Genomic DNA, 16,122 nt, shown 5'->3' with positions numbered 1-16,122 from the left:
TATGACGGCCAAACTCTCCAAACAACAGAGAATGGACTCATGTGCCTGATATTATTAAGCTGGCAGATAGACCCCGACTACCCCTTAACAATCGCCGCTAATCGCGACGAGTTTTTTCAGCGCCCCACCCTCGCGGCAGACTTTTGGCCAGAACACCCGGATATTTTGGCAGGCCGAGACTTAGAGTTTGGTGGCAGCTGGCTGGGTATCAGCCACAAGGGACGGTTTGCCGCGGTTACCAATCTACGTGAGGTCGCATCGACCGGCGACCGCAGTCGCGGCAATTTAGTTAAAGACTTCCTACTTAGCTCGCAGACAAGCCGTCAATTTGCCGACCAACTAGAGTCTCAAAAAACCGAATTCCGCCCGTTTAATTTTATTGCCAGTGATGGCGATACGCTTTTTTATACCAATAATATCCAAGCCGGATGGCAAGCGCTGAGCCCAGGAAATCATGCCATCGGCAATATTCCACTGAGCGACGAAAACGCTAAGACTAAAAAAGGCGGCGCCGATATGGATAGCGCCATGGCGGAGAATGTTAGCCATGAAGAATTATTGAATATGCTCCGTGATGAGGCCCCGACAATAGACACCGACAACGAAATAAATATGGCGCTTTCTTGCAGGTTTATCAGCTTGGAAGGCTATGGCACACGTTCAAGCAGTATTGTGCGCGCCAATAAAAATGGCCAATGGGACTTCTGGGAAAAGCACTATGCCAGCAGCGAATCTCAAAAAGAAGGACTGCAACACTTTAGCTTTAGGGTGTCGTCAGGCGCCTGAATTTAGGCGCCAATTGGCTGCAGCAGTCGCTCCATACCAATATCAATCATCACCTTGCGCAGCAGCGCCTTAACTTCATCCGCGGTATCGACCTGCATTGTGCTATCTAACAAGCCCTGTAGTTCATCAAATCTACAGCTGCGAATAACCGCCTTAACCCTGAGCAGACTGTTGTCATTCATAGACAGCATGTCATAACCCATCGCCATCAACAGCAAAACGGCAGCCGGGTCACCCGCAAGCTCACCGCAAATTCCCACCGGCTTACCCTCGGCGTGGGCCGCATCTACCACCTGCAGCAAACTGTTCAGCACCGCTGGATGATAAGCATGATACAAATCTGCAACCCGGGTATTATTACGATCGACCGCCAGTAAATACTGGGTTAAATCGTTTGAGCCCACTGACAGAAAATCAACCCGCCGCGCCAATTGGCGCGCCTGATAAACCGCCGCCGGCACCTCAACCATTACCCCAATAGGCGGCAGCGTGATATCCCAGCCGTCTTCAACTAACTCATCGTAGGCGCGTCGCACCAAATCAAGCGCCTCATCAACTTCCTGCACATTACTTATCATTGGCAGCATAATGCGCAGATTATCCAAACCTTCACTGGCCTTAAGCATTGCCCTGACCTGGACCAGAAATATTTCTGGATGGTCAAGAGTCACCCGAATTCCGCGCCAGCCTAAAAAGGGGTTTTCCTCTTCAATCGGAAAATAAGGCAGGGCCTTGTCACCACCGATGTCCAAGGTGCGCATCGTCACCGGCAGAGGCGCAAAGGCAATCAATTGCTCGCGATAAATAGCCCGTTGCTCCTCTTCACTGGGGAAGCGTTCGCGCAGCAAAAACGGAATTTCGGTGCGGTATAAGCCAACACCCTCGGCGCCGCGATCCAGAGACCGAGCCACATCCGCCATTAATCCGGTGTTTACCCACAGCGGCATGCGATGACCATCTAGAGTTTCACTCGGCAGATCGCGCAAGGCCTCAAGGCCTTGGGTAAGGACCTCGTCCTCCTCCGACACTGAACGGAAATGCTCGTAAAGTTCGGCAGAGGGGTTGTAATGCACATAGCCCGAGTAGCCATCGACAATCAGGTTGGCGTGTTCAATTTGGGTATACGGTAAATCACTGGCCCCCATCACGGTGGGAATGCCCATTGCCCGCGCCAAAATAGCGACGTGGGAGTTACTCGAGCCCTTGACCGAAACCATACCCACTAATTTTTCACGCGGCACTTCTCCAAGCATAGAGGCGGTCAATTCTTGGCCAACCAATATCGTTCTTTCGGGATATTCTGCGGGCTCCACGTCGGTAGTTTGCAAATATGCCAACACTCGCCGACCCAAATCTTTTATATCTGTCGCGCGCTCTTTGAAATAGGCATCTTCCATCATTTCAAAGGTGCGAATATGACTAGACATGACCTGACTCAAGGCGCCCTGAGCCCACTCACCCTCATCAATTTTACTCACCACTTCAGCCGCCCAGGTGCCGTCGTCAATAATGCGCAAATACACATCAAACAGAGCGTGCTCTTCGGCAGGTAGCAGGGTGACTAATTTTTCACTCAGGGCAAGAATATCAGCGCGCACCGCGTCTAAGGCGGCGTGAAACGACTTCAACTCGAGCGTGGGATCATCGCTCTGCCGACGCGGCACAGAATGCAATTCGGCAACCGGTGCAATAATCACCGCACGGCCAATCGCCACCCCTGTCGCGCCGGCAATACCTTTAAATGACGCCGTAGCGCCAACCGCGTTCTCCGCAGCAGAAATGGAACCGGTAGCGCGCGCATGGGCGATAACACCAGCCAACTGCGCCGACATTGTGACCAAGAAGGCCTCTTCGTCCTCATCAAAACGCCGGCTGTCTTTTTGCTGCACCACCAAGACACCCATCACCGCACGCTGATGAATTATCGGCGCGCCCAAGAATGAGTGGTATTGCTCCTCACCAATTCCAGGCAAATATAAGAAATTAGGGTGTTTTTCGGCGTGATCAAGGTTGACCGGCTCTTCGCGACGCGCAACCTGCCCAACCAAACCCTCGTCGGGACCAAGGCTGACCTTGCCAATAAGATCAGGATTCAAACCCTGATTCGCCATAAAGGTAAGACGACCAGAATCTGGGTCACGTAAATAGACTGTGCACACCTCTGTGGCCATTACCTCAGCGATGCGGCTAACAATAATATCCAGCGCCGCTTGCAGGTTGTCTGCCGCGTTAACCGCCTGAACAATACTCCGCAGTGCTTCTAGCATCATTGCAACTCACCACTCACAGCGTCTTTCACCAAACGAGCATGACGAGGCGCCAGCTCTTTCATGGCCCGGCGATAGACCTCACGTTTAAAAGCGACGACTTGGCCGAGCGGGTACCAGTAACTCACCCACTGCCAGTGATCAAACTCTGCCTTATCACCACAATTAAAACTGATTTTTTGGTCAGCGGCCTTCATTTGCAGCAAAAACCATTTTTGCTTCTGACCAATACACAGAGGTTTATTATCGCGCCGAATCAAGCGCTGCGGCAGACGATAGCGCAGCCAACCACGGGTGCAGGCAAGCAGACTAACGTCATCTTCACGCAGACCCACTTCTTCGTACAACTCGCGATACAAGGCCGCTTCCGGAGATTCGCCCTCGTGAATACCGCCCTGGGGGAACTGCCAAGCACTTTGACCAACACGGCGCGCCCACAACACCTGTCCTTGCTCATTCGCAAGTACGATGCCAACGTTGGGACGAAATCCATCCGAGTCAATCACTGCATCACCTATTGTTTTGATTTTATTTCCATTTTCTATTGTTCCACAAATTCCTCACCCAGGGAATTCACTCTAGGGTTAACGCAGCAGAAAGATGAAAAAGCGATCATCAAACGCTATGCTATGCCGCCTTAGCACCCCCGCTTTTGGAGAATTACATGGCACTCGCAATTTTCGACCTCGACAATACCCTATTGGCCGGCGATAGCGATCACGCATGGGGAGAATTCTTAGTTGCCAAAGGCATTGTCGACAGCGACGAATTTAAAGCCAAGAACGACGAGTTCTATCGCCAATACCAGCAGGGCGGCCTAGATATTAACGCCTATTTACACTTTGCCTTAAGCCCGTTGAGCAAATACAGCCGCCGCGAGCTAGAGGCAATGCACGCCACATTTATGACTGAATACATTACACCACTGCGACTGCCAAAGGCAGACGCCCTGCTGCAGCAGCACCGCGATGCCGGCGACTTTTTGATGATCATAACAGCCACCAATAGCTTTGTGACTGGCCCTATTGCAGACGCGCTAGGGGTAAAAACCCTGCTGGCCAGTGAAGGCGAGATTATCGACGGCCGCTACACCGGCAGGCCCAGCGGCATCCCCTGCTTCAAAAGCGGCAAAGTAAGCCGCCTCCAACATTGGCTGACAGAAACCGAACACTCACTGGACGGCAGCTATTTTTACAGTGATTCTCACAATGATTTACCACTACTTGAGGCCGTAGATCATGCTGTCGCGGTAGATCCTGACGACACTTTAAAGGCCGCTGCTGTAGCGGCCGGCTGGCCAGTTATCAGCCTGCGCTGATTAACTTCAAACCGCCGGACATAAAAAAGCCCGGTCAATGCCGGGCTTTTTTCGAAGCAAAGCGACGCTTTATTACTCGTCACATTGCTCGTCGTAAGCCTCTGCATCAAGCAAATTATCCAGCTCAGTCGGATCAGAAGGCTGCATACGAAAAAACCAGCCATCGCTATAAGGATATTCATTCACTGTTTCAGGACTTTCATCCAAGGCATCATTTACTTCAATGATCTCACCTGAGACCGGCGCATAAATATCAGAAGCCGCTTTTACAGACTCCACCACCGCCGTCTCATCACCCTGAGAATACTCTGCACCGACCTCGGGTAATTCAATAAACACTACATCACCAAGTGCATTCTGGGCGTGATGACTAATACCTACGGTAACGGTGCCGTCTGATTCAAGGCGCGCCCACTCGTGGCTGCTGGCGTATTTTAGTTCGCTGGGGGTATTGCTCATTCAAGGCCGTCCTCTAATGACGATATGTTAGTTAGGCGCATTTTACCGCCGCTAACAATAAATACAAAGAGTTCAATGACTACTGCGGCGGATACTGATGATGACTGGCAGCAATCCCGCCGCTACTAAAGCCAGTGCAGGCAGTGCTGCGAGCTGCCAATACCCCTCCGCGGTCATCTCGTAAATTCGCACCGCTAGGGTGTCCCAGCCATAAGGACGGAGCAATAAGGTCGCCGGCATTTCTTTCATTACGTCGACAAAAACCAAAACCATCGCAGTCAGTAAACCCGGCCGCAGCATGGGCAAATAAATACGCCACACCAATTCACTGCCATTTGCACCTAGGGTGCGCGCCGCTTCAGGCAGACTTGGCCGAATCCGCTCTAATGAAGACTCCAGTGGCCCACTAGCCACCGCCAGAAACCGAATCCAATAGGCCGCTAATAAGGTCAAAATTGAACCCACTAGCAGCGGCACCGGCGACATCCCCAATAGGCGCTGCGCAGGAATCAATAACTGGTTATCGATAAAAGTAAACGATAGCATAATACCTACCGCCAATACCGAACCGGGTAAGGCATAACCAAGCTGGGCCATACTAAAAAATCCGCCGCGCTTAGTTTGCCGACGATTAAACGCCAGCACCAAGGCCAAGAACACCGTAATCGCCGCCGCAAGACCAGCCAGCACAACGGTGTGCTTTAGTAACTCAAAAAAACGCGTATCTAGTTGTACAGCGCCCTCTTCAACCGCCCAGAAAATGAGCTGTGTAACCGGCAGCACAAACGCGATAGCGAGCACCAAGGTACATATCGCTGTCATCGTCCAGGCCTTAAGTGGCGACACTGTTAAGCGATAGCGGTGCTGCAACCGCCCGCCTTGCACAAACCGACGACTACCGCGTGAGCGGCGCTCGGCAAACACGGTTAAAGCCACAAATAAAAGCAGTATAGATGCCAGCTGCGCCGCCGCTTGAATATTAAAAAAGCCAAACCAGGACTTATAAATCGCGGTTGTAAAGGTATCGTAATTAAAGACCGCCACGGTGCCAAAATCAGCCAAGGTTTCCATCATCGCCAGGCTCACACCCGCCACAATAGCCGGGCGCGCCATAGGCAGAGCCACTCGGTAAAATGCCTGCCATGGATTGCACCCAAGCACCCGCGCGGCCTCAGTGGTATCACTGCTTTGAGAAAGAAAAGCCGTGCGCGCCAACATATACACGTAGGGATATAAAACCAGAGAAAAAACAATAATGACGGTGGCCGCGTTGCGAACATCCATGCTGCCGTATTGCTGACCAAACTGCAGCCGCAAAAAACTCTGCAGCGGACCACCAAAATCAAACACGCCCAAAATCACAAAAGCCATCACATAGGCGGGTACCGCCATAGGCAGCATCAACAACCACTCAAACCACGCCCGGCCGGGAAAGTCGCACATCACCGTGAACCACGCCAAGCCAATACCCAGCACGCTCACTAGCAGTCCTACGCCCACCAATAACAGCAAAGTGTTAAATAGTAGACTACCTAACTGGGTGGCAATTAAATGCTGCCAGACTTCCGTCTGCGCAGAACTCCAGCTCATCACCACCACCAAAATGGGGGCCATTACCCCCAGCACTGCTGCAATCCCTATCAGACGCAAAAGCCACCAGCCCGCTGCTGCCCTGCGCGACGCAGCAGGATTCAGCGAAGGCGAGACGACTGGCGAAGGGTTAGCTGGCACTCAGCGATATCCCGCTCTGTCCATCAATCTGATGGCATCACCCTGCAGGCGCCCAACTTCACTGAGGGGCATGCTATCGCCGCGGAAGCTACCCCACTGCTCAATAAGCTCAGCAGGCGCGGTTTTATCATTCACAGGATATTCCTGATTCAAATTCGCAAAATCATATTGCGCTGCGGGACCAGACAGCCACTCTAGTAAACGCTGGGCATTTTCTTTGTGCTTACTCGCTTTAGTAATACCCGCTCCCGAAATATTTACATGCACACCGCGGCCAGCCGCGCCCTCGCCATTCTGATTCGCCCAGAACAAACCTATCGGTAAGTCCGGCTTATCGAGTAGCATTCTGGCAAGATAATAGGTGTTTACCAAGCCGACATCACACTGACCAGCGTCTATGGCCTCAACCACTTTATTGTCATTGGCAAAGGGCGCGACCGCTAAGTTACTGACCCAGCCATTAACCACTTGCTCGGCTTTTTTTGCGCCCAAGGCAACGATCATGCTAGCCACAAGCGACTGGTTATAGACTTTCTTAGACGTGCGCAAACACAGCCGGCCACTCCACTCAGGACTGGCGAGATCTTCATAGCCGGCCAAATCGTCGGGACTTACGCGGTCAGTGGCATAGACGATGGTGCGGGCGCGAATTGATACGCCATACCAACGGCCTTGCTCGTCGCGGAGCGCTGGGGGAATATTTTGGGAGAGTACCTCCGACTGTATCGGCTGCAAAACCCCCATTTCTGCGGCGTGCCAGAGGTTGCCGGCGTCAACCGTAATCAACATATCGGCAGGGGAGTTTTCACCTTCTGCTTTTAAGCGCGCCAATAATGGCCCCGCCTCGTCGGTGACGTAACGAATGACAATACCGGTTTCCTTGGTAAAATCATCAAAGATAGGTTTAATCAGCTGCTCTATCCGCGAGCTGTAAATCACCAGTTCCGGGCTCTTTGCCGCAGGTGGCTCACTGTTACCACATCCAAGCAGCACCAAGGTTGCCAAAAATACCAGGGTGATTTTTTGCATCATCGACGCCTCTTACAAGAAATTCGGGCGTAGATGATAATTATTATCATTAAAATTCTCAATCAATTCCGTACTTTATTCTGTACAAGTTTTGCCCATCATCGCCAATAGCTAGGCCAGCGGCCGGTTTTATGTTGAAGGGTTACTAGGGCTTATCAGACAACCCCATCGCCTTGGCGATAATCTGTCTTTTTAAGGGCAGCGCCGAATCCAACCAACGCATTCCGGTATTGCGCAACAAGCGCAAAGGCATAGCCGGCGTTTCGAATAAATGCTGAAAGCCTTCCATCATTGCCATCATCGCTAAATTTCCGCCTTTGCGGCGACGCTGGTATCGATTTAATACGCCAGTATCGCTCAGCGACAATCCCCGCTCACAGGCGCGGCGGCACTCGTCTGCCAGCGCCATTGCATCCTGAAAACCCAAATTAATACCCTGACCTGCCAAGGGGTGGATGGTGTGCGCTGCATCCCCCAGCAACACCACGCCATCACAAACATAATCTGCTGCGTGACGCTGCCTGAGCGGAAAACTAAAGCGGCGACTACACGCCACCACCGAGCCCAGCCGATGCTCAAACTTAGCGGCCAGCTCGCGGCAAAAATCATCGTCGTCTAAAGACATCAAACCTTGGGCAATATCTGGCTTTATCGACCACACAATAGAACAGTAACGCTGCTCACCGGCCGCGTCTGGCAGCGGTAAAAAAGCCAGCGGGCCTTCAGGTAAAAATCGCTGCCATGCGGTATTTTTATGGTGGTTCTCAGTTTCTACCGTCGCCACAATAGCGTGGTGGTGATAATCCCACTCGCGGGTAACAAATCCAGCCCAATCGCGAATCTTTGAATTTGCGCCGTCGGCCGCAACCACCAGCGGACTGCGAACTAGCTTGCCGCCGGCAAGCTTTAAGCTAATCAAACCTTGCTGCCTGTCCATGGTCTCAACCGGCATTCCAAAGAAACATTTAACCCGCGCATTTTCCCGCAGACTATTGATCAAAGAGGCGTTAATTAAGCGGTTCTCTACGATATGACCCAGTGCGGCTCTCTTGACCTCACTGGCGGCAAAATGAATGCGACCGGTGCCCTCGCCATCCCACACTTCCATATCGGTATATGCACAGGCCCGACGACTAACAATACCGGACCATGCACCTAGCCCATCCAAAAAGCCACGGGAAGACTCGGTAAGCGCGCTCACTCTGGCATCGTAATCAAACACGCTATCGTCAATGGCCGGCCAGCCCTCGCGAACGGCCTGCGCCTCAATCAAGGCTACCTTTATCGGCAAGTCCGCCAGCGCCAAGGCCAGGGCCGCGCCGGCCATACCCGCGCCAACAATCACTAGGTCAAAATCAGCAATATTCTCAGCCGACATTTGTATTACTCCGCTGCTGCACCGGGCAAAATACCCGCCGCCCTGGCTACAAACCGTGATTTTGCCGACGGGCTTACATCCAGCATAGATAAACCAAGATTTCTGAAAAGACTTAATATCGGTTTGCGATTACTAAAAATTCCGCTGAGCTGGTCCGAAAAGGTGGTGGTAACCAACTGATCGCCACGCTGACTGTTTATGTAGCGCTGCAGTAATTTTAAGTCGCCCAAATTTTCACCCGCGGCGTGCGCTGCGGCCACCAAACGACTCAAACACTCAAGGTCGCGCAGCGCCAAATTAAAGCCCTGCCCCGCAACCGGGTGCAGCGAGTGCGCCGCATTGCCCAACACCACGACCTGGCCGCGCACCTGCTCATCGGCCTGCATCAATCGCAGTGGAAACGCATTGCGCTGCCCCACTTTGCTAAGCCGACCCAAGCGATAACCAAAATTGCGCTGTAACTCGGCCAAAAACGCCTCGTCAGACCAGCTGGCCACTTCCTCAGCCATGCCTTCGGGAAAGGTCCACACCAGAGCGGAACGCGACATACCCGTCTCATCTACAGATAACGGCAACAAGGCCAAGGGACCCCTTTGGGTAAAGCGCTCATAGGCGCAGCCACCATGATGTTTGTCAGTGCCCACATTGGCTATCACCGCAACTTGGTGATAATCGTTAACGCTGGCACTAATGCCCAGCTGGGTACGCAGACCAGAATCAGCACCGTCGGCAATAGCGACTAGCTGGGTGGTCACGTCTCGCAGCGTATCACCATCGCGCAAACTCAATGTTGCATAGCCCTGTGAGACCACCACCGCCTCGACCGAGGCCGGTGACAAAAATTCAACGTTAGTATGCCGGCGCAGTTGATTCAACAGCACATTACCCAGCCACGCGTTCTCGACAACATAGCCCAACGCTGGCCAGCCCTGGCTAGCCGCACTCATTAAGGCACTGCCAAAATGACCGCGATCAGACACATGAACCTGAGAGATGGTGGCAATATGCTCAGCGAGCAGCGGCCATACCGCTAATTCTTGATAAATTTGTGCACTGCCGAATGACAGCGCCGTTGAGCGGGCATCAAAACTCGGTCGGTAGGCAGGCTTGCCTTCGCCCGCAGGCGGGAGGGAAAAGCTTTCAACAACCAGCACCCGCAGACCTGCGTGGCTGAAGCAATCTAGGCACAAGGCCAAGCTGGCACCAACCATGCCGCCGCCAGCGATAACCACATCGTAATCAGTGTGCGGCAAGGCGCGCCTCCGCCATCAGGGCTTCAATTTCATCAGCTTCTTTGGGCACCGCGGCAGTCAGCACTTCATACGCAGTTTTAGTAACTGCCACATCATCTTCAATACGAATACCAATACCGCGCCACTTGGCGTCAACATCGGTGTTGTCCGGCGCCACATAAATGCCAGGCTCAACGGTCAGTACCATGCCCTCTTCGAGCACCCGCCACTCACCACCGACCTTATAGTCGCCGACATCGTGTACATCCATGCCCAGCCAGTGGCCGGCTCGGTGCATATAAAACGGACGGTAAGCTTCATCGGCAATCAGTGTCGCGACATCGCCACTCAGCAGGCCTAGAGCGACTAAGCCCTCGGTGATGACCCTGACGGTTTCATCATGGGGTTGGTTCCAGTGATTACCGGGTTTGACCGCAGCTATCGCCGCTTTTTGGGCGTCCAGAACCACTTCATACAAGGCGCGCTGCTCCACGCTAAACCGGCCGTTAACCGGGAATGTGCGGGTGATGTCAGCCGCGTAGTAATACAGCTCACAACCGGCGTCAATCAGTACCAAATCGCCATCATGGGTTTCGCAGCTGTTCTCAACATAGTGCAAAATACAGCCGTTCTTACCGGCACCTACAATCGTGCTATACGCGGGGAAACGTGCGCCATTGCTGGCAAATTCATGCAGAATTTCGGCCTCAAGCTGGTATTCATACACGCCAGGGCGACACCGGCGCATTGCGCGAACATGGGCGTGGGCAGAAATCTCGCCGGCACGGCGCATCACTTTTAGCTCAGCCGCCGATTTATACAAACGCAGATCGTGGAGATGGTGATTTAAATCTAAAAATTCGCCTGGAGGCTGGGCGCCGGTGCGAACCTTAGAGCGGATCACGTTAACCCACTGCATCACCTGCTGATCAAATTCGGTGTGGCGGCCCATGGCGTAATACACACGCTGGCGCCCCTCTAGCAAACCCGGCAGGATATCGTCGATATCACTAATCGGAAATGCATCGTCGGCGCCATAAGTTGAAACCGCGCCCTCTGGGCCTGCGCGATAGCCATTCCACAATTCCATAGCAGGGTCGCGCTCTCGGCAAAACAGCACGCACTCACCCGTCGCACGGCTTGGCAACAGCACCAGCACCGCATCGGGCTCATCAAAGCCTGTCAGGTAATAAAAATCGCTGTCTTGACGAAAGGCGTACTCGGAATCCCGATTGCGGGTGACCATTTTGGCAGAAGGAACCACCGCAATACTGTCTGGCTCCATCAGGGCCATTAAATTTTTGCGGCGGCGGACATATTCCTGCTTACTAATCGTCATGCTGTTTTCACTACCTTATGTGGACTGGCGCGTTCGCCAAGCTTGCTACGAAATCTTATCACAGCCACGTCTAGACTGAGCTGTCACTCCACCTTGTCTTAGGGTCTCCATGCAATAATGGATCAACGCAACAAGGTATATGACCTAAATCAATGCAGGCGCGGCGTCTCAGCATCATCGGCAGCCACTTCGCCATCATTACACTCAACAAAAATGGTCATTGCCGCAACCCGCACATACTCACACACCGCAAAGTAGTCTTGTTCACCCTCTTCATCGGTTTGCTCATCTGCTGAGACTTGGGCGATGGCGGCGATATCGCTAATCGCTTCGGTCAAATCTGGCGAATAGGTTTTATGCTGTTCAACGCTCTGCTGCTTGCCAGCCATGGCAAAACCCGTCAAATAGCCTTGGCACCACTGCCCCAGACTCGATATCCGCTGATCTAAGTCAAACTCATCATCTGGCAGGAGTAAATCTAAACTCATTTCGCCAGATTCCATGTTATCTAGCGCGGAGGTGTAAACCGTGTATAAGGCCTGACTTTGATCTGGATCAGGGGTCTCGCAATCGAGTAAGTCGATACAGTGCTTTAGCCAGCCATCCGCCGTGATACGGCCACCCACCGAGACGAACCCCGCCGCGTAACCATGCAACTCAGCAGGCGGCTGCAAAGCCCCTAAACTCAAAAATAAATTGGCGAGATCGTCGTGCTCTAAACTGACTGTCATGTATACAAATCCATAAATACGTCGTTGGCCGGCAATGGTAGCGCCGAAGCCCGATAAAATCGAATCTCAATGCATTAACGAAACTCGTCGCATTTAATTACATTGACCCACCCGTAAGGCCCGCTCTACTATTATCAAATATACTTCTACAAACGGACGCAATCTCAAGATGGATCAGCGACAGTTGCAACTTTTGGAAAACAAAGTAGACGAAATTGTCCAGTTGTGTGAGCAATTAGACAAGGAAAATCGCGCCTTAAAAGCCAACGCCCTCCACTGGCGTACTGAGCGCGAACAGCTGATTGAAAAAACAGATACTGCCCGCGCCAAAGTTGAGTCTATGATTCAGCGCCTGCGCGCGCTGGAGAAAGAGTCGTGAGCACAAACACCATCAGCCTCAAAATATTGGATAAAGAGTATCAGGTGGCATGCCCGCCGGAAGAGCAAGCGGCCTTAATGCAGGCAGGGCAATTCCTTGATCAAAAGATGCGTGGTATTCGCACCTCTGGCAAAGTTATTGGCCTCGAACGTATTGCCGTCATGGCGGCTTTAAATATCAGCTATGAATTGCTGCAAGCTAAACAAAACGTTACGCCGACAGAAGCGGAAACCCAAACTGTAAAACGTATTGGCGACAAAGTTGAGCAGACCTTGCAGCGTTGTAAACAGTTGGACATTAGTTAATTCCCTTATAGAATCGCCCTGTTATTAGACAGGGGCAGGCGGTATACTCGGTCGCACCCTGGGATATTAGCTAGGCTGCTTAGACCCCTGAGCCGATGCTTTTTACCCCGGAGTACTCTAGCCGAGATTGGTGTGCATGTCCGCTTGTCGGAAAGCCTAATAATCTCGCGGAGAACTCCACCTTGAACCGCTGGGTTCAAGGGCCACGTAGCCGGCGGTATCTTGGGGCCTTTTCAAATTTCCGCGCAGTCATACTCCGTATTAAGCCATCACAATTTTACCAAGCCAACGCTATACTGCCAGTATGAACTCTGCCATTAAGTCAAAACTCCGCCTCGATCTTCGCGCTAGACGTAAAAGTCTAAGTCGGCAACAACAGACCGTTGCGGCATCGCAGCTAATGCGGCGACTCATTCAGCTGCCTGCATTTCGCAGCGCTCGTCACCTTGCAGCTTATATCGCCAGCGACGGCGAAATATCCCCAGCCCCTTTATTACGCTATGCGGGACTCATCAAAAAACACTGCTACCTACCCAGAATATCTAAAGCCGCGGCGACCAATAGCATGGGATTTTATTGCTATCGCCACCGTCAACCACTGCGTCAAAATCAATATGGTATTGGTGAGCCGAGTGGCCTTCAGCGTCAAGCTCAAGCCGCCAACAAGCTAGATATTGTGCTGTTACCGTTAACGGGATTTGACAAGACCGGACGACGCCTAGGCATGGGCGGCGGATATTACGATAGGGCTTTTGCGTTTAAGCGAGATATTACCGGCCGCAAACCCATCATGGTTGGCATTGCCCACCACTGCCAAGAAGTGAACTCCCTGCCCCGTGATCACTGGGATATTCCCCTAGACTATATTGTGACAGATCGGCAAATTATAAAAGTGAAAAGGCGATGAGCCGTCATACCCGACTCCGATCGGCTGTTCACGTGAGTAAAGAGAATGCCTCAGCCTCTACTCCCCCGCGATTTATACGTTTTTAAGCCGCTGCCCAAAAACGCGACTTTAGTGTCCAACTTCCTTAACTTGCTATATTTATTTATGGCTGCCATCACACATTGGTTGCGACGCTGTGCTTTTACAGCCACAAAAGAAAACTTTTTTAGATTCTTTGGCCTCATACTTTACTGGAGTAAAATCTGTACCTTTGTGAGAGCCATCGCAAAACGGCTGTGAATTACTTTCACCACATGCGCACCAGAAATATGATTTCCCTGTTTCTACTTCGACGGCATAAGGTGTATCAGATGCTCTTTTTGGAATGCTCATTTCTATACCTCCTTAGATGATTTTTAAATATAAGAGAAGTAGCACGGGCGCAAACTGGAAAGCGAGGAGCAAACATAGCAGTTTTACGTCAAGTGCCCGTGCTTGTTAGCCAAGTACTACTTGATAATGCCGCAAGAAACACGCGCACCGCCGCCGCCCAATGCCGCTGGGTGATCTGAATGATTATCACCGCCAGCGTGAACTATAATTGCACGGCCCTGCAGATCGTTGAGCTTCAAGCGAGGCGCCAAAACAGCTTGATTAGCTGAACCATTCGCCTCTGCATAAAGCGGCGGAAGATCACCAAGATGTCCGTCACCCCAAGGTGCACCATGTGAATTTGCAGACGCTGGATCGTAGTGCCCCCCCGCCGAACCTGCCGCAACCATTTTCCCTTTTTTCTCTATTGGCTCACAGCTCGCGTTTTGGTGCAGGTGAAAGCCATGCACACCTGGTGATAAACCTTGCAGAGACGGCGTGAATATAAGGCCATATTTTGATTCAGAGACAGTAATCTGCCCTGCACTAGCACCAGCACCGCTCTCATTCACAAGCTTCATTGGAATAACAACATCTGCAAATGCACTTGGCGCTGAAAATAAAATTAAAAATAACGCAAAATTTTTCATAATTTTCTCCGTAGTGGGTTTTACATTGTATTGGGCTCATGCTTTGCTTTGGGGTTTATGAAAAGCAGTGTAGCCGGTACCCGAAGCGGTAGCTGCGACAACCTCAAATTGTTATATTTCATTTTTATACGCTGCAATTCTGTTTTTAGCACCGTTTGAGATTGCTCAACTATTGCACGATGCACAAACTAAAATTGACTAATCTGACCTGACCTGACTTATCTTGACCAAACATGGAGGACTCCATATCAATATCAAGATTGAATAGCTCGTTGTGCTCATCTTCTTTTAGGTTTACGTAAAGTTCCAGCTGACCGATTACCTCACAGACGCCCAAGTGACATGAATCTCGTTTTTCTTTATTCGTTTTTGGGAAGAAATTAGTGGCCGAATAAAAACTGCCAACGCAGCAACCACGAGGGAGAGTAAGGCTAAAAATTCATCTACGTTTTCCACAGCAACCTCGATGAAATATAACAGTTTATTATAAGCACTCAAGCTGTATATTGCGCTGGCCCACTTATCAGGAAAAGGGCTTCACCTTTGATTAAAAAAATACTGGAGATTCAATGAGATAGCTGCATCGCCATGGGCAAGTGTCGATCAAACGAAGACGAATTCCCTTTATTTCCGCCAAAATTCTCCTCCCTGATCATATCGCGTATTTTATAAATTTCAATACCTTGAGGAACTCGCCAAGGTGTTAATGAGAAGCACTCTCTTATTCACATATGTCTACGGCTCGACGGCAATGCATAAACCCACAAAATCTCGTAGCTTTAAGCATAGTTTCGCCACCCACTTCTCGAATCTGAGCATGATTTGTATATAGTCCAAGAGTTACCGGAGCATTCAAATATAAGTGCACCATAAACACACCCACACGATAAATCGCGGAGGAAAAGGCGTTTCAAGTCCGACTGATAGCCTTTTTACTTAACAGCTTAGGTCGATATTTAGAGTTTCAGCAACTGACCGCTTATGTAACACAGTCATCTTCGTTATTACGCCATAAAAAAAATGGCTCTCACTTGGAGAGCCATTTTAATTAACACCAGCAAGGGCTTAAATAAACCATTAGCTGCGAACAACTTCCTAAACCAGACTCGCTCTAGCTCAAGAAAAGCTTATACGCTGGGTTATCAGTTTCTTCGTGGAAGGGGTAGGCCAAGTTATTAAGAAAGGACTTTATTTCAGCCCGCTCTTTTTTATCCGCCTGCAAACCGACCAAGACCCGACCATAGGCAGCGCCGTGATTGC

17 protein-coding genes and 1 other RNA gene are annotated in these 16,122 nt (G+C 51.2%); 6 read left to right on the top strand and 12 right to left on the bottom strand.

Features of this window, described 5'->3' with window-relative positions; genetic code table 11:
- Positions 1–39 precede the first annotated feature (39 nt).
- Positions 40–786 carry an NRDE family protein gene (locus ACI955_RS12120; protein WP_415244000.1) on the top strand — a complete coding sequence of 249 codons (747 nt, stop codon included), beginning with the start codon at positions 40–42 and terminating at the stop codon, positions 784–786.
- A 2-nt stretch (positions 787–788) separates the two neighbouring features.
- Here ACI955_RS12120 and ptsP read toward each other — a convergent pair whose 3' ends face one another.
- Positions 789–3,053, bottom strand: coding sequence for a phosphoenolpyruvate--protein phosphotransferase (gene ptsP / locus ACI955_RS12115; RefSeq protein WP_415244067.1), 2,265 nt, complete (start codon positions 3,051–3,053; stop codon positions 789–791).
- Complete coding sequence (rppH, locus tag ACI955_RS12110) at positions 3,053–3,559, bottom strand: RNA pyrophosphohydrolase (RefSeq protein ID WP_415243999.1); 507 nt, start codon at positions 3,557–3,559, stop codon at positions 3,053–3,055. Before rppH ends, ptsP begins: the two co-directional genes overlap by 1 nt.
- Positions 3,560–3,717: 158 nt before the next feature.
- Here rppH and ACI955_RS12105 point away from each other — a divergent pair, with 158 nt between their 5' ends.
- On the top strand, positions 3,718–4,371 hold the full coding sequence (locus ACI955_RS12105) for an HAD family hydrolase (RefSeq protein ID WP_415243998.1): 654 nt from the start codon (positions 3,718–3,720) through the stop codon (positions 4,369–4,371).
- Positions 4,372–4,443: 72 nt separating this feature from the next.
- On the opposite strand, the gene gcvH is transcribed toward ACI955_RS12105, so the two are convergent.
- From gcvH to ACI955_RS12070, 7 genes are all read right to left on the bottom strand, one after another.
- A complete protein-coding gene (gcvH, locus tag ACI955_RS12100; protein WP_415243997.1) occupies positions 4,444–4,830 on the bottom strand; it encodes a glycine cleavage system protein GcvH in 387 nt (128 codons plus the stop codon).
- Positions 4,831–4,902: 72 nt separating this feature from the next.
- Positions 4,903–6,561, bottom strand: coding sequence for an ABC transporter permease (locus ACI955_RS12095; protein ID WP_415243996.1), 1,659 nt, complete (start codon positions 6,559–6,561; stop codon positions 4,903–4,905).
- Entirely contained in the window at positions 6,562–7,593 is a 1,032-nt protein-coding gene (locus ACI955_RS12090; RefSeq protein WP_415243995.1) for an extracellular solute-binding protein, read from the bottom strand.
- A gap of 142 nt (positions 7,594–7,735) precedes the next feature.
- Positions 7,736–8,968, bottom strand: a complete 1,233-nt coding sequence (locus ACI955_RS12085) for a UbiH/UbiF/VisC/COQ6 family ubiquinone biosynthesis hydroxylase (protein ID WP_415243994.1) — start codon at positions 8,966–8,968, stop codon at positions 7,736–7,738.
- A 5-nt stretch (positions 8,969–8,973) separates the two neighbouring features.
- On the bottom strand, positions 8,974–10,221 hold the full coding sequence (gene ubiH, locus ACI955_RS12080; RefSeq protein ID WP_415243993.1) for a 2-octaprenyl-6-methoxyphenyl hydroxylase: 1,248 nt from the start codon (positions 10,219–10,221) through the stop codon (positions 8,974–8,976).
- The gene (gene pepP, locus ACI955_RS12075) at positions 10,208–11,539 is read right to left on the bottom strand and encodes a Xaa-Pro aminopeptidase (protein ID WP_415243992.1); all 1,332 of its coding nucleotides are present in this window, start codon (positions 11,537–11,539) and stop codon (positions 10,208–10,210) included. Before pepP ends, ubiH begins: the two co-directional genes overlap by 14 nt.
- A gap of 149 nt (positions 11,540–11,688) precedes the next feature.
- Positions 11,689–12,270, bottom strand: coding sequence for a UPF0149 family protein (locus ACI955_RS12070; protein WP_415243991.1), 582 nt, complete (start codon positions 12,268–12,270; stop codon positions 11,689–11,691).
- A 169-nt stretch (positions 12,271–12,439) separates the two neighbouring features.
- Here ACI955_RS12070 and ACI955_RS12065 point away from each other — a divergent pair, with 169 nt between their 5' ends.
- The 4 genes from ACI955_RS12065 (at position 12,440) to ACI955_RS12050 (ending at position 13,861) form a co-directional block, all read left to right on the top strand.
- Positions 12,440–12,649, top strand: coding sequence for a TIGR02449 family protein (locus ACI955_RS12065; protein WP_368374718.1), 210 nt, complete (start codon positions 12,440–12,442; stop codon positions 12,647–12,649).
- A complete protein-coding gene (locus tag ACI955_RS12060; protein ID WP_415243990.1) occupies positions 12,646–12,954 on the top strand; it encodes a cell division protein ZapA in 309 nt (102 codons plus the stop codon). Before ACI955_RS12065 ends, ACI955_RS12060 begins: the two co-directional genes overlap by 4 nt.
- A 52-nt stretch (positions 12,955–13,006) precedes the next feature.
- Positions 13,007–13,187: non-coding RNA, 6S RNA (ssrS, locus tag ACI955_RS12055), on the top strand.
- A 71-nt stretch (positions 13,188–13,258) separates the two neighbouring features.
- Positions 13,259–13,861 (top strand): 5-formyltetrahydrofolate cyclo-ligase, encoded by a 603-nt coding sequence (locus ACI955_RS12050; RefSeq protein WP_415243989.1) that lies wholly within the window; start codon positions 13,259–13,261, stop codon positions 13,859–13,861.
- 138 nt (positions 13,862–13,999) lie between these two features.
- Here ACI955_RS12050 and ACI955_RS12045 read toward each other — a convergent pair whose 3' ends face one another.
- The 3 genes from ACI955_RS12045 to ACI955_RS12035 all read right to left on the bottom strand — a co-directional run.
- Positions 14,000–14,233 carry a CDGSH iron-sulfur domain-containing protein gene (locus ACI955_RS12045; RefSeq protein ID WP_415243988.1) on the bottom strand — a complete coding sequence of 78 codons (234 nt, stop codon included), beginning with the start codon at positions 14,231–14,233 and terminating at the stop codon, positions 14,000–14,002.
- Positions 14,234–14,349: 116 nt separating this feature from the next.
- Positions 14,350–14,862, bottom strand: coding sequence for a superoxide dismutase [Cu-Zn] SodC (gene sodC, locus ACI955_RS12040; protein WP_415243987.1), 513 nt, complete (start codon positions 14,860–14,862; stop codon positions 14,350–14,352).
- 1,111 nt (positions 14,863–15,973) lie between these two features.
- On the bottom strand, positions 15,974–16,122 hold a 149-nt coding region (locus tag ACI955_RS12035), incomplete at its 5' end, for a hypothetical protein (RefSeq protein ID WP_415244066.1).

The sequence above is a fragment of the Zhongshania sp. genome, assembly GCF_047636175.1.
Classification (GTDB): domain Bacteria; phylum Pseudomonadota; class Gammaproteobacteria; order Pseudomonadales; family Spongiibacteraceae; genus Spongiibacter.
Note: the sequence above shows the minus strand (reverse complement) of the source record. Positions and strands in the feature narration are given on the sequence as shown.